The following is a 21,811-nucleotide window of genomic DNA, read 5'->3' on the forward strand; positions in this document are numbered from 1 at the left end:
GCTATAAATGAAACTGATGGAACAACAGTTACATGAGTTAGGTGGTTTACGAGTACATATTATTCCAACTGATAAATATAAAACAAATACATTTGTATTTCGTTTTAAAGCACCTTTAAATGAGGAGACGGTGACAGAGCGTGCCCTATTGCCATACGTATTGCAAAGTGCGACAGAAAAGCTTCCTTCTGTAATTCGTCTTCGTCAATATTTAGAAGAATTATACGGATCTTCTTTGGCAGTAGATGTAAGTAAAAAGGGAGAAGACCATGTCATCTCTATTTATGTAGACATTGCAAATGAAGTATATTTACATGATGCACCACCGTTATTTGAAAAAGCGCTTTCTATGTTATCGGATATCGTTTTACATCCAGCAACAGAGGGGAACAGTTTTTTATCTTCTATTGTAGAAAGTGAAAAGAGAGCGCTCTTGCAACGAATTGAAGCGACTTATGATGATAAAATGCGTTATGCAAACGAGCGTTTAATTGAAGAAATGTGCAAAGTAGAACCGTATCGTTTAAGCGCAAATGGGAAAAAAGAGAGTGTTGCATCTATTACAAATGAAAGTTTGTATCAATATTATCAAAAAGTGTTAGCGGAAGACGAAATGGATCTATACATTATTGGTGATATTTCAGAAAATGCAGTTGATCTTGTAAGTAAGTATTTTTCAATTTCAGCGCGTCCTGCGAGAGAAAGAAATGTACTTCTTCATAAGAGAAATAATGAAGAAAAAGAAGTTGTGGAAAAACAAGAATTAAAACAAAGTAAATTACACATCGGTTATCGTACATTTATTACGTATAAAGACGAAGATTATTTTGCGCTGCAATTGTTCAATGGATTGTTTGGAGGATTTTCTCATTCGAAGTTATTCGTTAATGTTCGTGAAAAAAATAGTTTAGCGTACTATGCAGCATCCCGCTTTGAAAGTCATAAAGGCTTATTATTTGTCATGTCAGGGATTGAAGCGAAAAATTATGAAAAAGCGGTTGAGATTATTAAAGAGCAAATGCTTGCAATGCAAAATGGTGATTTTTCTGAAGAAGAGATGCATCAAACGAAAAGTGTCATTCAAAATCAAATATTAGAAGCAATTGATACACCACGCGGATTTGTGGAAATGCTGTATCATGGTATTATTTCAGACCGTACGCGTCCGGTTGAAGAATGGCTTACAGGCATTGAAAGTGTGACGAAAGAAGAGATTGTGAAAGTTGCTAAAAATATTGAACTAGATACAATTTACTTTTTACACGGAACGGAGGGAGAATAAATGGAGAAAATTGTTTATGAGCAATTGAAAGAGACACTCTATTATGAAAAACTTCCTAATGGATTAGATGTATATATTTTACCGAAGCAAGGATTTAATAAAACATTTGCAACGTTTACGACAAAATATGGTTCTATGGATAATACATTTGTACCACTAGGCAAAGAAGAAATGATTCGTGTGCCTGATGGGATTGCTCATTTTCTTGAGCATAAATTATTTGAAAAAGAAGATCACGATGCTTTCCAATTGTTTAGTAAACAAGGAGCATCGGCAAATGCTTTCACATCTTTCACAAGAACAGCTTATCTTTTTTCGTGTACATCAAATGTAGAACAAAATTTAAATACATTGTTAAACTTCGTACAAGAGCCTTACTTCTCTGAAAAAACAGTTGAAAAGGAGAAGGGGATTATCGGGCAAGAAATTCAAATGTATCAGGATAATCCAGATTGGCGCTTATACTTTGGATTAATTGATAGCTTGTTTGTAAAGCACCCAATTAAAATTGATATTGCAGGGACAATCGAGTCTATTAGTAAAATTACGAAAGACCTATTATATGAATGTTATGAAACGTTTTATCATCCAAGTAATATGTTGATGTTTGTTGTAGGTGCAATTGATCCAGAGAAAACGATGGATTTGATACGTGAAAATCAAGCGAAAAAAGATTATAAAAACCAGCCAGAAATTGTACGTTCATTTGAAGAAGAACCAGATGAGGTAAATGAAAAGAAGAAAATTATTTCAATGCCTGTACAAACACCGAAATGTTTAGTCGGTATTAAAGCGACAAACTTAAAAGAAAAAGGGGAAGCCCTTTTAAAACAAGAAATTGCGCTTACGTTACTTTTAGATTATTTATTTGGGAAAAGCTCCGTTCATTACGAATCTTTATATAATGAAGGACTCATTGATGATTCGTTCTCGTATGATTATACGGAAGAGAATAACTTCGGTTTTGCAATGGTAGGCGGCGATACGAAGCAACCTGATGAGCTGGAAGAGCGTTTGAAAGGAATATTATTAAACACAAATTATGATCAATTAGATGAGGCGGCATTAGAACGGGTCAAGAAAAAGAAAATAGGTGGCTTTTTACGCTCCTTGAATTCACCTGAATATATTGCGAATCAATTTACAAGATATGCGTTTAATGAATCGAGTCTGTTTGAGGCATTGACTGTATTAGAAAGTCTAACGGTTCAAGATTTACAAGAAGTAGCCAAATTATTGTTGTCAGAAGAGAAAATGAGCGTTTGTCAAGTTTTACCGAAAAAATAAAAGGTTTCATAATAATACCCTCATCTTATCATTGATAAATTGTAAGATGAGGGTATTATTTATTTATAGGAAAAAGATTTTGTCGAGATAAGAGAGGGAATTTATGAAAAAGTATGCATTAGTAACTGGAGGAAGCGGAGGGATTGGCTCTGCTATTTCAAAACAATTAATTCAAGATGGATATACAGTATATGTTCATTATAATAACAGTGAAGAGAAAGTGAATGAGTTGCAGAAAGAATGGGCTGAAGTGATTCCTGTTCAAGCGAATTTAGCTTCTAGTGACGGGGCAGAGCGATTGTGGGCACAAATTGAACATCCTCTTGATGTTATCGTATATGCAGCTGGGAAGAGTATCTTTGGACTCGTAACAGATGTAACGAACGATGAATTGAATTATATGGTAGAACTTCAAGTGAAGAGCATCTATAAACTATTATCAAAGGCACTGCCATCTATGATTCAGCGGAGAAGTGGTAATATTGTAATTGTTTCGTCTATATGGGGACAAATTGGTGCATCATGTGAAGTGCTTTACTCGATGGTAAAAGGTGCGCAAAATTCATATGTGAAAGCTTTAGCAAAAGAAGTTTCATTAAGTGGATTAAGAGTTAACGCGGTGGCGCCAGGTGCAATTGAAACAGAAATGTTAAGTGTATTTTCAGAAGAGGATAAGAATGAAATTGCTGAAGAGATTCCGTTAGGTAGGTTGGGATTACCAGAAGAAGTAGCAAAAACAGTGTCATTTCTCGTATCGCCAGGTGCATCTTACATAACTGGACAAATTATCGGAGTAAATGGCGGTTGGCATTGTTAAAAATTTCTTACATAAAAAATGAAAAACTGTACAAATTAAGCATGATTCTATTACTAAGTAGTGAGGTGCTTACACATGTCAGTTTTAGATAATTTTGATCAATGGAAGAGCTTTTTAGGAGAACGTTTAGAACAAGCAGAAGGAAAAGGGCTTAACAGTGGTGCTGTATCAGATATGGCATTTCGTGTTGGTGATTATTTAGCAAATGAAGTAGAAGCGCGCAACGATCAAGAGAAATTATTGTCTGAGCTTTGGAAAGTTGCTGATGAACAAGAGCAACATACAATCGCAAACTTAATGGTAAAGTTTGTACAACATAAGTAAAAAATAGAGAGGAGATTCTCCTCTCTATTTTTTTTGTATAACAATAACGCGGGATAGATTATACATTTAGCTTCCCTATTAAGGTGAAATCATATAATATAGTACGTAGGTGTAAAGTAAGCAAGGGGAGTGATCTTGGATGATTGAATGGTATTTTGAATATGAAATACATAAAAACCGACCTGGCTTGCTTGGTGACGTTTCTTCGTTAATCGGTATGCTCGGCATTAATATTGTCACAATTAATGGTGTAGATAATGCACGACGTGGATTACTCCTTATGTGTGATAATCAAGAGCAAATCTCTAGACTTGAATCAATTTTAAATACGATGGATAACATAACGGTAACGAAATATCGTCCGCCAAAGCTAAGAGATAAGCTAGCGGTTAGACATGGTAGGTACATACAACGGGATGCAGATGATAAGAAGACATTTCGTTTTGTGCGTGATGAATTAGGATTACTTGTAGACTTTATGGCTGAAATAATGAAAAAAGAAGGTCATAAACTAATCGGGATACGAGGAATGCCTCGTGTCGGAAAAACAGAATCCATTGTTGCCGCAAGTGTTTGTGCAAATAAAAGATGGTTATTTGTATCATCTACTCTTATTAAGCAAACTGTTCGTAGTCAATTGATTGAAGATGAGTATAGCGACGACAATATTTTTATCTTAGATGGAATCGTGTCAACAAAGCGTGCTAACGAAAGGCATTGGCAGCTTGTTCGTGAAATTATGAGATTGCCTGCAACAAAAGTTGTGGAACATCCTGACGTATTTGTGAGTCAATCAGAATACACGTTGGATGATTTTGATTATATTATCGAGTTGCGTAACGATTATGATGAAGAAATTCAATATAATTTAGTAGATGAAATTGAGCAAGGTACGCAAAATAATTTCTCTATGTTTGACTTTTAAAGAAATATTGAGGTGTTAGTAGTGACAGAATTAGGACAAAAGCTGAAAGAAGCAAGAGGAACGAAAGGCTTGTCTATTGATCAGCTGCATGAGATTACAAAAATTCAAAAGCGCCATTTAGTAGCGATTGAGGAAGGCAATTATGATGTATTGCCAGGAGCTTTTTATGCGCGTGCATTCATTAAACAATACGCAGATGCGGTTGGATTAAGTGGAGAGGAACTGCTTGTAGAGTATCAGAGTACGATACCACAATCTGAAAAACGCGACGTTCCACAAGTATCAACTGGACAAAAAACACAAGAAACAATGCAAAAATCTTCATCTTGGCCAATTGCAGATCATATGCCGAAAATCTTAGTTGCGCTGTTAGTAATCGCAGTTGGAGTGGTAATTTGGTTTGTGTTTCAAGCGTTAACTGGAAAAGATGATGAGAAAGTTCCGAATGCTCAAAGTGAAAAAATTGAAGTTAAAAAAGCGGAAAACTCTCCGTTAGACACGAAGAAAGAAGAAGTGAAAGCGGAAGAACCGAAAAAAGAGGAACCAAAGAAAGAAGAGCCAAAGAAAGAAGAACAACCCGCACAACCAACTGGACAACAAGAGGTGAAAGTAGTTGGAACAACTGGTATAGTATCTACTTTGGAAATTCATAATAATAAAACATTAGAACTGGAAATATCGAGTAAAGGTGCGAGTTATGTAGATGTTAAAGATGATGCTGGGAATGTAATTCTAAACACTACAGTACAAGAGGGTCAAGTAGAAAAACATGATGTATCAACAATAAAAGAAGTGCGACTTAATATTGGAAATGCAACGAATGTTGAAGTTAAACTGAATGGCCAAGTGGTCGCTTACCCATTGGATACAGAAAAAGAACTTCACCAAAGATTGGTGATAAAAAACCAAGGGATAGAGCAACCAGCACAATAACAGTCATCGCTTCGATGACTTTTTTCAATGAACAAATGTTTTTGATATGATGGAGGAATAGCTGTGAATTTACCAAATAAAATTACAATATCTAGAATCTGCTTAATTCCAATTTTTATGGTAATTATGTTAGCACCCTTTGATTGGGGTTCATACACAATTGGTGATGTTGATTTACCAATTCAACATTTAGTAGGAGCACTTATCTTTATTATTGCTTCGGCTACAGATTGGATTGATGGACATTACGCAAGAAAGTATAATCTTGTAACGAATTTAGGGAAGTTTCTTGACCCGTTAGCTGATAAATTACTTGTTTCAGCAGCACTTATTACATTAGTTGAGATGCAATACGTACCTGCTTGGATTGTTATTGTAATTATAAGCCGTGAGTTTGCGGTAACTGGTTTACGCCTTGTACTTGCTGGGACAGGAGAAGTAGTTGCGGCAAATCAGCTAGGGAAAATTAAGACATGGACACAAATTATTGCGATCGCAGCATACTTATTACACGATGTACCTTTAAATTTAATCCATATTCCGGTAGCTGATATCTTTATATGGATTGCATTAATTTTTACTGTTATTTCAGGATGGGATTATTTCTGGAAAAATAGAGAAGCTTTTGTAAACTCAAAATAGAAGTTTATGGGGGAATTGGGATGAATGCTGAAATTATTGCGGTTGGAACTGAATTATTACTTGGACAAATTGCAAATACAAATGCCCAGTTTTTATCTGAGAAGTTAGCTTCAATTGGAATTAATGTGTACTACCATACTGTAGTTGGAGATAATAACAAACGATTACAGCAGGCGATTGAAGTTGCGGAAGAACGTGCTGACATGCTTATTTTCACAGGTGGATTAGGTCCGACAAAAGATGATCTGACGAAAGAAACGATATCTTCTTGTTTGGGTGGAGAGCTTGTGTATGATGAAAAAGCATTAGCCTCAATAAGCGATTACTTTAAGCGTACAGGCCGCGAATTCACGGAGAATAATAAAAAGCAGGCGCTCGTTTTAGATGGAGCAACTGTATTTGCGAATGATCACGGTATGGCACCTGGTATGGGGTTAAATAAGAACGGAAAAGTTTATATTTTATTACCAGGACCACCAAAAGAGATGAAGCCGATGTATGTAAGTTATGTAGAGCCTTTTTTACGTAACTTTACAACAGGAGAAAACATTTATTCTCGTGTGCTTCGTTTTTTCGGAATTGGGGAATCTCAATTAGAAGTGAAAGTTCAAGATTTAATTGATAGACAAACGAACCCGACAATCGCCCCCCTTGCGAATGATGGAGAAGTGACACTACGTTTAACTGCCAAACATCAAAATGCTGATGAAGCAGCGAAACTCATCCAGCATATGGAAGATTTGATTTTAGAAAGAGTAGGAGAATTTTTCTACGGATATGACCAAGAGTTTCTGCACTATAAAGCGATAGAGTTATTGAAGAAAAAAGGATTAACTTTAGCGTGTGCAGAAAGTTTAACAGGTGGTCTCTTCGGCAATCAAGTGACAGAAAGTGCTGGTGTGTCTTCAGTATTTAAAGGCGGTGTCATTTGTTATCATAATGATGTGAAGCAACATGTTCTACATGTACCTGGGGGAGTGTTGTCTACTGATGGTGCAGTTAGTAAAGAATGTGCTTGTTATCTCGCTGAAAATGTTAAAGGTATATTAAAAGCGGATATCGGAATTAGTTTCACTGGGGTAGCAGGACCGGATGCTTCAGAACAGAAAGAGCCGGGAACGGTATTCATTGGATTGGCGATTAAGGATGAACCAACTATAGTCTTTCCTCTCCATTTAAGTGGAAGTCGTCAACAAATTAGGGAACGTTCGGCGAAATATGGATTTTATCATTTGTATAAAAAGCTAGAAGAGATGTGAGTCTCTTCTAGCTTTTTTAATGCAAAAATGGAGTTTTATTAAATGGAAAATAAAAAAATCGAATAAATGTTCGATTTTTGTTGGCAAATTGAATTGAAAATAGGTATAATAAGATTAGCAATTCAGTTAAGGAGGAATTTTGAATGAGTGATCGTCAAGCGGCATTAGATATGGCGTTAAAACAAATAGAGAAGCAATTCGGTAAAGGTTCAATTATGAAATTAGGAGAACAAGCGGAGCGTAGAATTTCTACAATTTCAAGTGGTTCTTTAGCACTTGATGTGGCACTAGGGGTAGGCGGATACCCGCGTGGCCGTATTATTGAAATTTACGGACCTGAAAGTTCGGGTAAAACAACAGTTTCATTACACGCAATCGCTGAAGTACAGCGTCAAGGTGGACAAGCAGCGTTTATTGATGCGGAGCATGCGATGGATCCTGTATATGCACAAAAATTAGGCGTTAACATAGATGAATTACTATTATCACAACCTGATACAGGGGAGCAAGGACTAGAAATCGCAGAAGCACTTGTACGAAGTGGCGCGGTTGACATTATTGTAATTGACTCTGTAGCAGCTCTTGTACCGAAAGCTGAGATTGAAGGGGACATGGGTGACTCTCACGTAGGTTTACAAGCTCGTTTAATGTCACAGGCACTTCGTAAACTTTCAGGTGCAATCAATAAATCAAAAACAATCGCAATCTTTATTAACCAAATTCGTGAAAAAGTTGGGGTTATGTTCGGGAACCCAGAAACAACTCCAGGTGGTCGTGCGTTGAAATTCTATTCAACAGTTCGTCTTGAAGTACGTCGTGCGGAGCAATTAAAGCAAGGTAACGACATCGTTGGTAATAAAACGAAAGTAAAAGTAGTTAAGAATAAAGTAGCACCACCATTCCGTGTTGCTGAAGTTGATATTATGTACGGAGAAGGTATTTCAAGAGAAGGTGAAATCTTAGATATGGCTTCTGAACTTGATATCGTTCAAAAGAGTGGTGCTTGGTATTCTTATAATGAAGAGCGTTTAGGACAAGGTCGTGAGAATTCGAAGCAATTCTTAAAAGAGAATACGGATTTAAGAGAGGAAATTGCCTTCTTTGTTCGTGATCATCACGGAATTGGTGAAGATTCTGGTGTGGAAGACACGGAAGATTCAACTCTTCAAGATTAAAAAATAAAAGACACGGGACCGTGTCTTTTATTTTTTTATCTTCTATTAAAGTGGAATATATCGCAGTGATAAAAATATTTTTTTGACTCAAATGGGATGTGTAAAGAGGAATATTTATATGTTTTAAGTAAATGAAATGGTATTTACTAAGGTTTTCCAGGATAATATGCTATCTATTTTTCAAATTCAGACAACATTCAGGGCTGAAGGTAAAGAAAGTAAAAGTAGACAACGCTTGACAATGAAAATTGCGATAGATACAATGAGAATGTATATTTTTTCTTATATACGAAATACTCTTCTCAAGAAGAGAAGTAATATTCGGAGTAAGACTTAAATCTTGCCGAAATAATAATATGACATTTTAATTGTGAAATGAAGAAAGTCCCTTAAAAAAGCGGGACGACGGTCTTTGCTGTATGTTGGTATTCAATGTACATGCCGACAGTCTTTTTTCATTCATAGCAAGGGGAGGTGAAATCATGAGTAGTACAGTTTGGATACTCATCTCCATTTTGCTTGCAACAGTCGGTGCAGTTGTTGGCTTTTTTGTTCGAAAGTCTATTGCTGAAGCGAAGATTAATGGTGCATCTAATGAAGCGAAACGTATTCTAGACGAAGCGAATCGTGAGGCTGAAGCACTTAAGAAAGAAGCGCTTTTAGAAGCAAAGGATGAAATTCATACACTTCGTACAGAAGCTGAATTAGAAATTCGTGACCGTAGAAGCGAATTACAAAAACAAGAAAATCGTTTAATGCAAAAAGAAGAGAACCTTGATCGTAAAGACGAAACGCTCGATAAACGCGAGCAACAGTTAGAAAAGAAAGAGGATTCTCTTGTAGCGAGACAACAACAGATTGAAGAGTTGGAAAGCAAAGTGGGAGAGTTAGTTCAAAAGCAACAAACAGAATTAGAGCGCATTTCCAATCTGACACGCGAACAAGCGAAAGCAATTATTCTTGGTAAAGTAGAAAGTGAAGTTTCTCATGAAATTGCCGTAATGGTAAAAGAAAGTGAAGTTCGTGCGAAAGAAGAAGCGGATAAGAAAGCAAAAGAGATTTTATCTCTTGCAATGCAAAGATGTGCAGCTGATCATGTTGCTGAAACAACCGTTTCGGTTGTAAATCTTCCAAATGACGAAATGAAGGGACGTATTATCGGACGTGAAGGTCGAAATATTCGTACGTTAGAAACGTTAACAGGTATTGACCTAATTATCGATGATACACCAGAAGCGGTTATCCTTTCTGGATTCGACCCAATTCGTCGTGAAACAGCTCGTATCGCTCTTGATAAACTAGTACAGGACGGACGTATTCACCCAGCGCGTATTGAAGAGATGGTCGAAAAATCAAGACGTGAAGTGGACGAGTATATTCGTGAAGTCGGAGAGCAAACAACGTTTGAAGTGGGTGTTCACGGATTACATCCAGATTTAATTAAGATTTTAGGTCGTTTAAAATACCGTACAAGTTACGGACAAAACGTCTTAAAACATTCTATGGAAGTTGCATATTTAACTGGACTTATGGCAGCAGAGCTTGGTGAGGATGAAAAACTAGCAAGACGTGCTGGTCTATTACATGATATCGGTAAAGCGATTGACCATGAAGTAGAAGGTAGCCACGTTGAAATTGGTGTTGAACTCGCAACGAAATATAAAGAGCATCCTGTAGTTATAAATAGTATTGCATCTCACCATGGGGACACAGAACCAACTTCTATCATTGCAGTTTTAGTTGCAGCAGCAGATGCATTATCAGCTGCAAGACCTGGAGCTCGTAGTGAAACACTTGAGAACTATATTCGTCGTCTTGAAAAGCTAGAAGAGATTTCAGAGTCTTATGAAGGCGTAGAAAAATCTTTCGCAATTCAAGCAGGACGAGAAGTTCGTATTCTGGTAAAACCAGATACAATTGATGATTTAGAAGCTCATCGTTTAGCTCGTGATATTCGAAAACGTATTGAAAATGAACTGGATTACCCAGGACATATTAAAGTAACTGTTATTCGTGAAACACGTGCAGTGGAATACGCAAAATAAAGTGGTGAAACACCACTTTATTTTTTTGTGTTGGAATTGGTTAAAATAAAGGAAATTAGTTATATATAGCATACAAATGAAACAAACTTATAATAAATATATTGTAAGGAAATCACTTGAAGCTATAGTAATAAAAAATGTAGTACATAGGAAGGGTAAGACATATGAGAATATTATTTGTTGGGGATGTAGTAGGATCTCCTGGTAGAGGTATGATTCAACAATACGTACCGGCATTAAAGAAGAAATATACACCTACAGTAACCATTATTAATGGAGAAAATGCAGCAGGTGGACGTGGAATTACAGAAAAAATATATCGAAACTTTTTAGAATGCGGGGCACAAGCGGTTACACTTGGAAACCATGCTTGGGATAACCGTGAAGTATTTGAATTTATTGATGATGCAAAATATCTTGCAAGACCAGCTAACTTTCCAGAAGGAACTCCAGGAAAAGGGCTTATCTTTGTAAACTGTAATGGAACAGAAGTTGCAGTTATTAATTTACAAGGACGTACTTTCCTTCCTCCAATTGATTGTCCATTCCGTAAAGTGGATGAATTAATTAATATTGCAAAAAAACGTACGAATATTATCTTTATTGATTTTCATGCAGAAACTACAAGTGAAAAACAAGCGTTAGGTTGGTATGTAGATGGTCGTGCTACAGCGGTAGTAGGTACACATACGCATGTTCCTACAGCAGATAATCGTATTTTACCAAGCGGAACGGCATATATCACAGATGTTGGTATGACAGGACCGTACGATGGAATTTTAGGTATGGACCGCGAAGCGGTATTGAAGAAGTTTTTAACAAACTTACCAGTACGATTTGAAGTAACAAATGGTAGAACGCAATTAAGTGCAGTGCTAATTGATGTGGATCCTAATACAGGAAAAGCTAAGAAAATTGAGCGTATCTTAATTAATGATGATCAACCATTTTTTGAGTAATTCTTGGCTAAAATTTAGATAAGTTATTATTTTTTAATTTTTTAGAAAAATTACAGAAATTTAGCAGGAATACGCGTCATTCCTCGTGAATATAAGTTAAAGTGAAATAATTGCTAATACTTTTTATAGAAACGAGGAGGAAACGCGGAATGGAAATATTAAAAGTTAAAGCAACGTCGGTCCCTAATTCTGTAGCTGGTGCACTTGCAGGTGTTATTCGCGAACGCGGAACAGCAGAAATTCAAGCTATTGGTGCAGGTGCATTGAACCAAGCGGTAAAGGCAGTAGCAATTGCAAGAGGATTTGTAGCGCCTAGTGGTTTGGACCTGATTTGTATCCCAGCGTTTACGGATATTATGATTGATGGGGAAGAACGTACAGCAATAAAATTAATTGTAGAACCTCGTTAAGCTTAAACAACCTGTTTGCAGTATGCAAACAGGTTGTTTTTATAATGGAGGAATGAAAATGAAAATGAAAATTTTTGATGCTCATTGTGATGTGCTTCTTCAGTTATGGAGTGCACAAGGGAAAAAGAATTTTAAACATGATCCGCAATTACATATTACATTTGAACAATTAAAGAGAAGAAAAGGAAGTATACAATGTTTTGCTATATATGTGCCAGAAACAGTGGCATATGAAAACCGATTTGAAGTAGCATTACAAATGGTAGATATTTTTTATAATGAAATTTTATCCCTACCAGGTGTGAAGTTTATTCAGACAAAAGATGATATTAACATGTTAAAACAGGACGAGATTGGAGCGATATTAACACTAGAAGGATGCGAAGCAATTGGAAGAGATGCAATGAAATTACGGTTGTTGTATCGCCTAGGAGTACGTTCTTTTGGACTAACATGGAATTATGCCAATCTATTAGCTGATGGTGCGCTAGAGACACGTGGGGCAGGTTTAACGACTTTCGGTAAAGAAGTTGTACAAGAACTTAATACGTTACATGCATGGACTGATGTGTCTCATCTGAATGAAAGAAGTTTTTGGGATGTTGTAGAAAGTGCAAAAAATCCTATTGCTTCCCACTCAAACTGTATGAAACTTTGTCAGCATCCACGTAATTTAAACGATGAACAACTTAAAGCTCTTATAAAGCGAAATGGCATGATAGGTGTCACTTTTGTACCGCAGTTTTTAACAAATGAAAAACAAGCGAATATAGCAGATATAGTAAGACATATCGAATATATTTGTTCATTAGGTGGAGAGAACAATATAGGATTTGGTTCAGATTTTGATGGGATTTTAGAAACGGTTGTAAATGTATCAGCGTATCGAGATTATGAAAATGTAATGAATGAGCTTTGTAAACACTATGCTGCATCTACTGTAGAGCGATTTTTATATGATAATTTTGTTGAACATATAAGTTTTTGAGATTTTGTTTTAAAAATCCAGAAAAATTAGAATTAATTCATTTGATATTATTGCTTTTTTTAAGACCTAATACTAGAATGAAAAACAAAATAGCTTTATACTAAAGATTCAGGGAAATCAGAAGAGGCATAATTTGCGTCCGTTGTAGTTTATTTGTATAAAAAATGCTAAACTATTACTGTAAAAAAATACACTACAATGAATGCAGCCAAAAGGGGTGTAGGAGATGATTAGTCAACTTTCATGGAAAGTTGGAGGCCAACAAGGTGAAGGAATTGAAAGTACAGGAGAAATCTTCTGTATTGCATTAAACCGATTAGGATATTACCTATACGGTTACCGCCACTTCTCATCACGTATTAAAGGCGGCCATACAAATAATAAAATTCGTGTAAGTACAACAGAAGTACGCGCGATCTCAGATGACTTAGATATTTTAATTGCTTTTGATCAAGAAACAATTGATTTTAACTTCCACGAACTACGTCCGGGCGGGATTGTAGTTGCAGATGCGAAATTTAATCCGACAATACCTGACAATACAGATGTAAATCTATATGTGATACCGTTTACAGATATTGCTTCAGAATTAGGCACATCATTAATGAAAAACATGGTTGCTGTTGGGGCATCAAGTGCGGTATTAGGATTAGATGAGACAGCTTATTTAGATGTTGTTGAAGAGATCTTTGGTCGTAAAGGAGAGCAAGTTGTTCAAAAGAATATGGACGCAATTAAGCGCGGCTCTCAATATATGAAAGAGTTACTAGGTGAGAAAGTAAACATGATGCAGCTTGAAAAAGCTGATGGTAAGAAACGCATGTTTATGATTGGAAACGATGCAATCGCATTTGGTGCGGTAGCTGGTGGTGCTCGCTTTATGTCTGCATATCCAATTACACCTGCATCTGAAATTATGGAATACTTAATTAAAAAATTGCCAAAGGTTGGCGGGACAGTAATCCAAACTGAGGATGAAATCGCAGCTTGTACAATGGCAATCGGTGCAAACTATGCTGGTGTTCGTACATTAACTGCATCTGCTGGTCCAGGTCTATCTTTAATGATGGAAGCGATTGGTTTAGCGGGTATTACAGAAACGCCATTAGTGATTGTTGATACACAACGTGGTGGTCCAAGTACAGGATTACCAACGAAACAAGAGCAGTCTGATTTAATGGCTATGATTTACGGTACGCACGGTGAGATTCCAAAAATCGTAATGGCGCCAAGTACAGTTGAAGAAGCTTTCTATGATATTGTAGAAGCATTTAACCTAGCTGAAGAATATCAAGTTCCTGTTATTTTCTTAACAGATTTACAGCTTTCTTTAGGGAAACAAACGGTAGAACCACTTAAGTTAGATAAAGTGGAAATTCGTCGTGGTAAGCTTGATTTAGAAGCGGAATTGCCAGAACGTGAAAATAAAGCATACTTCAAGCGTTATGAAGTAACAGCAGATGGCGTTTCACCACGTGTTTTACCTGGTATGAAAAATGGTGTTCACCATGTTACAGGTGTAGAACATGATGAAACTGGTAAACCATCTGAATCAGCAATAAACCGTAAAGATCAAATGGACAAACGTTTCCGTAAAATGGAGAACTTGAAGTTCAATACCCCTGTCTATAAAAATGTTAAGCATGAAGAAGCAGACGTATTACTTGTTGGATTTAACTCAACTCGTGGTGCAATCGAAGAAGCAATGGAGCGCTTAGAACAAGAGGGCATGAAAGTAAACCATGCTCATGTGCGTTTAATTCACCCGTTCCCAACAGCTGAAATCGATCCACTTGTGAAAAATGCGAAGCGTGTTGTAGTGGTAGAAAACAATGCAACAGGTCAGCTTGCTAACATTATGAAAATGAATCTTGGTAACGGTGAGAAAATTTCTAGTCTTTTAAAATATGATGGGAACCCATTCTTGCCAAAAGAGATTTACAACGAATGCAAAAAAGGGGTTGTATTAAATGGCAACATTTAAGGACTTTCGTAACAGTGTAAAACCAAACTGGTGCCCAGGTTGCGGAGACTTCTCAGTGCAAGCTGCAATTCAACGTGCGGCAGCTAACGTTGGTTTAAATCCAGATGAACTAGCTGTTATTTCTGGTATCGGCTGTTCAGGTCGTATTTCAGGTTATATTAATTCATATGGTGTGCATAGTATTCATGGTCGTGCCCTTCCAATTGCACAAGGTGTGAAAATGGCAAACCGTGATTTAACAGTTATTGCATCAGGTGGTGACGGTGATGGATTTGCGATTGGTATGGGACATACAATCCACTCTATTCGTCGTAACATCGACATTACGTACATCGTAATGGATAACCAAATTTACGGATTAACAAAAGGGCAAACTTCACCACGTAGTGAAGCTGGATTTAAAACGAAAAGTACACCACAAGGTTCAATTGAACCGTCACTAAATGTTATGGAAATGGCTTTAACAGCTGGTGCAACATTTGTGGCGCAAAGCTTTTCAAGTGATTTAAAAGAATTAACACAAATTATTGAAGCTGGTATTAATCATAAAGGATTTTCATTAATTAACGTGTTCAGCCCATGTGTTACTTACAATAAAGTAAATACTTACGATTGGTTTAAAGAAAATTTAACAAAACTAAGTACAGTAGAGGGATATGATCCGTCTAATCGCATGATGGCTATGCAAACGTTAATGGAAAATAACGGATTAGTAACAGGTTTAATTTATCAAAATACAGCACAACCTTCATACCAAGAACTTGTAAAAGGCTATAGCGAGAAGCCTTTAGTGCAATCTGATTTAAATATGGATCAGAAAATGTTTGATGAGCTTGTTGCTGAATTTATGTAATGTAAGAAGAGCAGGTTGCCATTTGGCAACCTTTTTTAATGAGGAAAAATATAAGGTAGTTATATTTACTTAGAAAATTCAGAATGGTAAAATAATATATAAATCGTTGTATGAAAATTGCATGTTCATTAACTAGGAAATGTAATAATAGGATAAGCCTTCTTCTTTGTAAAAATTGGCGAAACGCTTCATACTATGGTAATGTTTATAGGGATAAAGCAATATGCTTTTGGGTAGGACAAAAGAAATACAAAAAGGGAATGTCTATTTGTGTGGGGAAGACTTCATTCTTACGGATGATTAGATTGATTACTCGAGTTTCAAAGGACAAGTTATCTCTCAAGCTATCTAACCATTTTTGAGGTGGGTCTAGGCGCATTAAAATGGACTATAGAGTGTGTATAGTTAAGGGTGAAAGGAGATTACCGATGAACGAGCAACAACGATTAGTAAGTCAACAAGCAAATTCCTCTACGAAAAAAGAAGAGAAAGATTATAGCAAATACTTTGAAAATGTATACCAACCACCATCCTTAAAAGATGCGAAAAAGCGAGGGAAAGAAGAAGTTAAAATTGAACGGGATTTTGGCTTACCTGAAGAGTTTCGCAATTTTGGTACAGGGAGAAAGTTCTATATTCGTACATATGGTTGTCAAATGAATGAGCATGATACTGAAGTAATGGCTGGTATTTTCACTGCACTTGGATATGAGCCAACCTTTTCAACTGAAGATGCAGATGTAGTATTATTAAATACTTGTGCCATTCGTGAAAATGCTGAAAATAAAGTGTTCGGTGAACTAGGTCATTTAAAGTCACTAAAACGAAGAAATCCTGACCTTTTAATTGGTGTATGTGGTTGTATGTCTCAAGAGGAATCTGTTGTAAATAAAATTATGCAAAAAAATCAGCATGTAGATATGGTGTTTGGGACGCATAATATTCATAGATTACCGTACATTCTAAAAGATGCAATGTTCTCGAAGGAAACGGTAGTTGAAGTTTGGTCAAAAGAAGGGGACGTAATTGAAAACCTTCCGAAAGTACGCCGTGGTGATATTAAAGCTTGGGTAAATATTATGTATGGCTGTGATAAGTTCTGTACATATTGTATCGTACCGTATACACGCGGAAAAGAGCGAAGCAGACGTCCAGAAGACATTATCCAAGAAATTCGTCATTTAGCTGCGAATGGTTATAAAGAAATTACGTTACTTGGACAAAACGTAAATGCATATGGTAAAGACTTTGAAGATATAGAATATGGTCTAGGCGATTTAATGGACGAACTCCGTAAAGTTGATATAGCCCGTATTCGTTTTACAACGAGCCACCCACGCGATTTCGATGATCACTTAATTGAAGTGCTTGGAAAAGGTGGAAACTTAGTAGAACATATTCACTTACCAGTTCAATCTGGAAGTACAGATATGTTGAAAATTATGGCGCGTAAATATTCACGTGAGCATTATTTAGAACTTGTAAGAAAAATTAAAGAAACAATTCCAAATGCAGTATTCACAACTGATATTATCGTCGGTTTCCCAAATGAAACAGATGAGCAATTTGAAGAAACGATGTCGTTATATCGTGAAGTAGGATTTGATACTGCCTTTACCTTTATTTATTCACCGCGCGAAGGTACACCAGCTGCAAAAATGAAAGATAATGTACCGATGGAAGTGAAAAAAGAACGTCTTCAACGCTTAAATACACTAGTAAATACGTTGGCAATTGAAAAGAATAATCGTTACAAAGGTCAAATTGTAGAAGTGTTAGTTGATGGGGAAAGTAAAAATAATCCAGAAGTACTTGCAGGTTATACTCGTACGAATAAACTTGTAAACTTCGTCGCTTCAAAATCTTTAATTGGTCAGCTTGTGAAAGTAAAAGTAACGGAAGCAAAAACTTGGTCTCTTAACGGGGAATTAGTTGAAGAGCCGATTGAGGTGGAATAATAGATGAAAGCATATTCGAAAGATGAAATTGTTGAACAAGCGAAAGAATTAGCAAAAATGATTTCTGAAACAGAAGAAGTTGATTTCTTTAAGAAAGCAGAGGCGCAAATTCATAAAAATGAAAATGTAAAGCGCGCAATTGATGAAATAAAAGCACTGCAAAAGCAAGCAGTAAATTTGCAGCATTACGGGAAATGGGAAGCTTTGAAAAAAGTAGAAGCTGAAATTGATGCCCTGCAAGATAAGTTAGACAGTATTCCAGTCGTACAAGAATTTAAATCTTCACAAACATACGTAAATGACTTACTACAGCTAGTTGCAAGTACGATTTCTAACAACGTAACAGATGAAATATTAATTTCAACTAATGGCGATGTATTGAAGGGTGAAACGGGTGCAGCGGTAGAAAGTAAAAAAGGAAATTGTGGTTGTTAAAGAGATGTCGAATTGACATCTCTTTTTTTAGTGGATTAAACGTAGTTCTTCTCGAAAAAAGAATGACACATTCCGCTATTGTCACGCATATGATTAAGTGAATAGTGATTGAGGAGGGTTACGAATGTCCGAATTTAGAGAGATTATTACAAAAGCAGTGGTTGGAAAAGGACGTAAGTATACAAAGTCAACGCATACATGTGAATCGAATAATGAGCCAACAAGTATTTTAGGGTGCTGGGTAATTAACCACTCGTACGAAGCAAGAAAGAACGGAAAGCATGTGGAAATTGAAGGTTTCTATGATGTGAACACTTGGTATTCATTTGATGGCAATACAAAGACAGAAGTTGTAACAGAACGTGTGAACTACACGGATGAAGTAAGTATTGGGTATCGTGATAAAAACTTTTCTGGTGATGATTTAGAAATTATTGCTCGTGTCATTCAGCCACCAAATTGTTTAGAAGCTCTTGTGTCACCAAATGGTAATAAAATTGTTGTAACTGTAGAACGTGAATTTGTAACAGAAGTAGTTGGCGAAACGAAAATTTGTGTAAGTGTAAATCCTGAAGGTTGTGTAGAATCAGACGAAGATTTCCAAATCGATGATGATGAGTTTGAAGAGTTAGATCCGAACTTTATCGTTGATGCAGAAGAAGAGTAATAGAAAGCTAGGGAGAAGTTCTTCCTAGCTTTTTACTTTACATAAGTAGTGCTTGAATGAACATGGTTCCTTATGAAATGTGCTATAATGAAGAAAGACTCCTGAAATAGGAGATATGGATGTCCGTGAAATGTGACATATATGAAAATTGATTACTATGTAAGAATTATGGAGGAAAAGTATGACGCAATATACCCCTATGATACAGCAATATTTAAAGGTTAAGGCAGACTATCAAGATGCCTTTTTATTTTTCCGATTAGGTGATTTTTATGAAATGTTCTTTGAAGATGCGATTAAAGCAGCTCATGAGCTTGAAATTACATTAACGAGCCGAGATGGTGGTAGTAGTGATCGTATACCGATGTGCGGTGTACCGCATCATGCAGCTAAAAATTATATTGAGCAACTTGTTGAAAAAGGATATAAAGTAGCTGTTTGTGAGCAAGTGGAAGATCCCAAAACAGCTAAAGGTGTAGTGCGCCGTGAAGTAGTACAACTAATTACGCCAGGAACGATGATGGAAGGGCGTACGATTGATGAGAAAGAAAATAACTTCTTAGCAGCATTAACACATTTTGAAGATGGATCGTATGCTTTAGCTTGTAATGATTTAACGACTGGACAAAATACAGTAACGTTGTTAACAGGTTCAGTAGAAGATATTTTATTAGAAGTGTATGCAACTGGTTCAAAGGAAATTGTTGTAGATTCTTCATTTTCTAAAGATGAATTAAATAAATTAACTGAAACATTAAAAATGACAATTTCATATGAAGATGCAACGGCAATTCCTGAAGGATTAGAACATCTTGTGAAAAATGTTTCGCAAGCAAAGTTAATTAAAGCAATTGGACGCTTATTTAACTATGTGATAAGAACGCAAAAACGTTCATTAGATCATTTACAACCAGTAGAAATTTATTATACAAATCAATTTATGAAAATTGATGTGCATTCAAAGCGAAATTTAGAGCTGACAGAAACACTTCGAACGAAAGAAAAAACAGGATCATTATTATGGCTATTAGATAAAACAAAAACAGCTATGGGTGGTCGTATGTTAAAACAGTGGATGGAACGTCCACTTATTCAGAAAGAAAAAATTGAAGAGCGTTTAGAAATGGTTGAAACATTTGTAAATGATTACTTCTTACGTGAAGATTTAAAAGAAAAACTAAAAGAAGTATATGATTTAGAACGTTTAGCAGGGAAAGTTGCATTTGGTAATGTGAATGCACGGGACTTATTACAGTTAAGACGATCTTTACTTCAAGTACCAGCTATTTTAGAAGCGATTAGTTTGTTAGATGATGCTTATGCAGCAAGGTTAATTCAAGGGGCGGATCCATGTGAGAGCTTAACTGAATTACTAGGAAGAAGTATTCAAGAAAACCCACCGCTTTCTATTAAAGATGGAGATATTATTAAAGACGGTTATAATGACAAGCTTGATCAATATCGTTACGTTAGTAAAAACGGAAAAACGTGGATCGCTGAGCTTGAAAAACGAGAGCGTGATATTACAGGAGTTAAATCGTTAAAAATCGGGTACAACCGTATTTTCGGCTACTACATTGAAGTGACGAAGGCGAATCTTGCAGCACTTCCAGAAGGGCGCTATGAGCGTAAACAAACACTTGCTAATGCGGAACGTTTCATTACAGATGAACTGAAAGAAAAAGAAACATTAATCTTAGAGGCAGAAGAAAAAATTGTACAACTAGAATACGATTTATTTACAGCGCTTCGTGAAGAAGTAAAAGTATTTATTCCGAAATTACAACATTTAGCGAAAGTAATTAGTGAATTAGACGTACTGCAAAGTTTCGCGACAGTTAGTGAAGAAGAACAGTTTGTAAAACCTGTACTAACAACGAAGCGCGAAATCTTTATTAAAGATGGTCGTCATCCTGTCGTTGAAAAAGTATTGAACGGGAAATTGTATGTACCGAATGATTGTATTATGCCAGAGAAGATGGATGTCTTTTTAATTACAGGACCGAACATGTCTGGTAAAAGTACGTATATGAGACAATTAGCACTTGTAACTGTTATGTCGCAAATCGGTTGTTTCGTACCAGCAACAGAAGCAATATTACCTGTATTTGATCAAATCTTTACGAGAATTGGTGCAGCGGATGATTTAATATCAGGCCAAAGTACATTTATGGTCGAAATGTTAGAAGCGAAAAATGCAATTGCAAACGCATCAGAAAGAAGTTTAATTTTATTTGATGAAATTGGACGCGGTACATCTACGTATGATGGGATGGCGCTTGCACAAGCAATCATTGAACATATTCATGACCAAATTGGTGCAAAAACGTTATTCTCTACGCATTATCATGAATTGACAGTGTTAGAAGAGAGTTTAGATCAACTGAAGAATGTACATGTTTCAGCTATTGAAGAGAACGGAAAAGTAGTATTCCTTCATAAAATTCAAGATGGAGCAGCTGATAAAAGTTACGGAATTCACGTTGCGCAACTTGCGGAGCTTCCAGATAGTTTAATCGCTCGCGCGAAAGAAGTGTTAGCACAACTAGAAGGACAAGAAGAAATTATTATTCCAAAGCGTGTAGAAGTGAAAGTGCAAGAGCAAGAAGTTATTCCAGAACCTGTAGTTGTAAAAGAAGCGCCAGTAGAAATACAAGAGACGAAAGTAGAGACTGAAGAAGAATCGCAACTATCATTCTTTGGTGGAGAACAGTCTTCGAAAAAACAAGACAAGCCAGTTCTAGATGCAAAAGAAACGGCAGTACTTGCGCAAATTAAAAAAATTGATTTACTTGATATGACACCTTTAGAAGCGATGAATGAACTGTATCGCTTACAGAAAAAGTTAAAGAAAGGATGAGTAAGTAG

General features: G+C 36.2%; 19 protein-coding genes. All 19 read left to right on the forward strand.

The genetic code is table 11. The annotated features are described in order from the left end of the window. The first annotated feature begins 7 nt into the window (after positions 1–7). Positions 8–1,282 carry an EF-P 5-aminopentanol modification-associated protein YfmF gene (yfmF, locus tag ACQVV1_RS06175; protein WP_242252006.1) on the forward strand — a complete coding sequence of 425 codons (1,275 nt, stop codon included), beginning with the start codon at positions 8–10 and terminating at the stop codon, positions 1,280–1,282. Beyond that, a complete protein-coding gene (gene yfmH, locus ACQVV1_RS06180) occupies positions 1,283–2,569 on the forward strand; it encodes an EF-P 5-aminopentanol modification-associated protein YfmH (RefSeq protein ID WP_098554995.1) in 1,287 nt (428 codons plus the stop codon). 103 nt (positions 2,570–2,672) lie between these two features. Further along, positions 2,673–3,386 (forward strand): elongation factor P 5-aminopentanone reductase, encoded by a 714-nt coding sequence (gene ymfI / locus ACQVV1_RS06185; RefSeq protein ID WP_242252005.1) that lies wholly within the window; start codon positions 2,673–2,675, stop codon positions 3,384–3,386. A 75-nt stretch (positions 3,387–3,461) separates the two neighbouring features. Further along, positions 3,462–3,710, forward strand: coding sequence for a DUF3243 domain-containing protein (locus ACQVV1_RS06190; RefSeq protein WP_029439572.1), 249 nt, complete (start codon positions 3,462–3,464; stop codon positions 3,708–3,710). Positions 3,711–3,849: 139 nt separating this feature from the next. Continuing rightward, on the forward strand, positions 3,850–4,635 hold the full coding sequence (locus ACQVV1_RS06195) for a DUF3388 domain-containing protein (protein ID WP_000574107.1): 786 nt from the start codon (positions 3,850–3,852) through the stop codon (positions 4,633–4,635). Between the two features lie 21 nt (positions 4,636–4,656). Beyond that, positions 4,657–5,568 (forward strand): helix-turn-helix domain-containing protein, encoded by a 912-nt coding sequence (locus ACQVV1_RS06200; protein ID WP_242252004.1) that lies wholly within the window; start codon positions 4,657–4,659, stop codon positions 5,566–5,568. 63 nt (positions 5,569–5,631) lie between these two features. Beyond that, complete coding sequence (gene pgsA, locus ACQVV1_RS06205; RefSeq protein ID WP_060631950.1) at positions 5,632–6,210, forward strand: CDP-diacylglycerol--glycerol-3-phosphate 3-phosphatidyltransferase; 579 nt, start codon at positions 5,632–5,634, stop codon at positions 6,208–6,210. A 20-nt stretch (positions 6,211–6,230) separates the two neighbouring features. After that, positions 6,231–7,469 carry a competence/damage-inducible protein CinA gene (gene cinA, locus ACQVV1_RS06210; protein WP_242252003.1) on the forward strand — a complete coding sequence of 413 codons (1,239 nt, stop codon included), beginning with the start codon at positions 6,231–6,233 and terminating at the stop codon, positions 7,467–7,469. Positions 7,470–7,612: 143 nt separating this feature from the next. Then, positions 7,613–8,644: a recombinase RecA gene (gene recA, locus ACQVV1_RS06215; protein ID WP_001283854.1), complete on the forward strand. Its 1,032-nt coding sequence runs from the start codon at positions 7,613–7,615 to the stop codon at positions 8,642–8,644. A 482-nt stretch (positions 8,645–9,126) separates the two neighbouring features. Next, entirely contained in the window at positions 9,127–10,689 is a 1,563-nt protein-coding gene (gene rny / locus ACQVV1_RS06220; protein ID WP_063221052.1) for a ribonuclease Y, read from the forward strand. Positions 10,690–10,853: 164 nt separating this feature from the next. After that, positions 10,854–11,648: a TIGR00282 family metallophosphoesterase gene (locus tag ACQVV1_RS06225; RefSeq protein WP_003199419.1), complete on the forward strand. Its 795-nt coding sequence runs from the start codon at positions 10,854–10,856 to the stop codon at positions 11,646–11,648. 149 nt (positions 11,649–11,797) lie between these two features. Further along, entirely contained in the window at positions 11,798–12,058 is a 261-nt protein-coding gene (spoVS, locus tag ACQVV1_RS06230) for a stage V sporulation protein SpoVS (protein ID WP_000404341.1), read from the forward strand. A 64-nt stretch (positions 12,059–12,122) separates the two neighbouring features. Further along, a complete protein-coding gene (locus ACQVV1_RS06235; protein WP_149293650.1) occupies positions 12,123–13,046 on the forward strand; it encodes a dipeptidase in 924 nt (307 codons plus the stop codon). 226 nt (positions 13,047–13,272) lie between these two features. Then, positions 13,273–15,030: a 2-oxoacid:acceptor oxidoreductase subunit alpha gene (locus ACQVV1_RS06240; protein ID WP_242252001.1), complete on the forward strand. Its 1,758-nt coding sequence runs from the start codon at positions 13,273–13,275 to the stop codon at positions 15,028–15,030. Further along, positions 15,017–15,883, forward strand: coding sequence for a 2-oxoacid:ferredoxin oxidoreductase subunit beta (locus ACQVV1_RS06245; protein WP_000190154.1), 867 nt, complete (start codon positions 15,017–15,019; stop codon positions 15,881–15,883). The genes ACQVV1_RS06240 and ACQVV1_RS06245 overlap by 14 nt, the downstream gene beginning before the upstream one ends. Before the next feature lie 428 nt (positions 15,884–16,311). Further along, on the forward strand, positions 16,312–17,841 hold the full coding sequence (gene miaB, locus ACQVV1_RS06250; RefSeq protein WP_242252000.1) for a tRNA (N6-isopentenyl adenosine(37)-C2)-methylthiotransferase MiaB: 1,530 nt from the start codon (positions 16,312–16,314) through the stop codon (positions 17,839–17,841). A gap of 3 nt (positions 17,842–17,844) precedes the next feature. After that, positions 17,845–18,276 carry a YlbF/YmcA family competence regulator gene (locus ACQVV1_RS06255; RefSeq protein ID WP_016086647.1) on the forward strand — a complete coding sequence of 144 codons (432 nt, stop codon included), beginning with the start codon at positions 17,845–17,847 and terminating at the stop codon, positions 18,274–18,276. A 124-nt stretch (positions 18,277–18,400) separates the two neighbouring features. Further along, positions 18,401–18,943, forward strand: coding sequence for an outer spore coat protein CotE (cotE, locus tag ACQVV1_RS06260; RefSeq protein ID WP_001288800.1), 543 nt, complete (start codon positions 18,401–18,403; stop codon positions 18,941–18,943). Positions 18,944–19,124: 181 nt separating this feature from the next. Beyond that, complete coding sequence (gene mutS, locus ACQVV1_RS06265; protein ID WP_242251999.1) at positions 19,125–21,803, forward strand: DNA mismatch repair protein MutS; 2,679 nt, start codon at positions 19,125–19,127, stop codon at positions 21,801–21,803. Positions 21,804–21,811: the final 8 nt, after the last annotated feature.

The sequence above is a fragment of the Bacillus basilensis genome (assembly GCF_050630465.1).
Classification (GTDB): domain Bacteria; phylum Bacillota; class Bacilli; order Bacillales; family Bacillaceae_G; genus Bacillus_A; species Bacillus_A basilensis.

Bases quoted from the DNA above. Each gene is read 5' to 3' on its own strand.
- yfmF (WP_242252006.1), top strand. From the start codon at position 8: ATGAAACTGATGGAACAACAGTTACATGAGTTAGGTGGTTTACGAGTA.
- yfmH (WP_098554995.1), top strand. From the start codon at position 1,283: ATGGAGAAAATTGTTTATGAGCAATTGAAAGAGACACTCTATTATGAA.
- ymfI (WP_242252005.1), top strand. From the start codon at position 2,673: ATGAAAAAGTATGCATTAGTAACTGGAGGAAGCGGAGGGATTGGCTCT.
- ACQVV1_RS06190 (WP_029439572.1), top strand. From the start codon at position 3,462: ATGTCAGTTTTAGATAATTTTGATCAATGGAAGAGCTTTTTAGGAGAA.
- ACQVV1_RS06195 (WP_000574107.1), top strand. From the start codon at position 3,850: ATGATTGAATGGTATTTTGAATATGAAATACATAAAAACCGACCTGGC.
- cinA (WP_242252003.1), top strand. From the start codon at position 6,231: ATGAATGCTGAAATTATTGCGGTTGGAACTGAATTATTACTTGGACAA.
- recA (WP_001283854.1), top strand. From the start codon at position 7,613: ATGAGTGATCGTCAAGCGGCATTAGATATGGCGTTAAAACAAATAGAG.
- rny (WP_063221052.1), top strand. From the start codon at position 9,127: ATGAGTAGTACAGTTTGGATACTCATCTCCATTTTGCTTGCAACAGTC.
- ACQVV1_RS06225 (WP_003199419.1), top strand. From the start codon at position 10,854: ATGAGAATATTATTTGTTGGGGATGTAGTAGGATCTCCTGGTAGAGGT.
- spoVS (WP_000404341.1), top strand. From the start codon at position 11,798: ATGGAAATATTAAAAGTTAAAGCAACGTCGGTCCCTAATTCTGTAGCT.
- ACQVV1_RS06235 (WP_149293650.1), top strand. From the start codon at position 12,123: ATGAAAATTTTTGATGCTCATTGTGATGTGCTTCTTCAGTTATGGAGT.
- ACQVV1_RS06240 (WP_242252001.1), top strand. From the start codon at position 13,273: ATGATTAGTCAACTTTCATGGAAAGTTGGAGGCCAACAAGGTGAAGGA.
- ACQVV1_RS06245 (WP_000190154.1), top strand. From the start codon at position 15,017: ATGGCAACATTTAAGGACTTTCGTAACAGTGTAAAACCAAACTGGTGC.
- miaB (WP_242252000.1), top strand. From the start codon at position 16,312: ATGAACGAGCAACAACGATTAGTAAGTCAACAAGCAAATTCCTCTACG.
- ACQVV1_RS06255 (WP_016086647.1), top strand. From the start codon at position 17,845: ATGAAAGCATATTCGAAAGATGAAATTGTTGAACAAGCGAAAGAATTA.
- cotE (WP_001288800.1), top strand. From the start codon at position 18,401: ATGTCCGAATTTAGAGAGATTATTACAAAAGCAGTGGTTGGAAAAGGA.
- mutS (WP_242251999.1), top strand. From the start codon at position 19,125: ATGACGCAATATACCCCTATGATACAGCAATATTTAAAGGTTAAGGCA.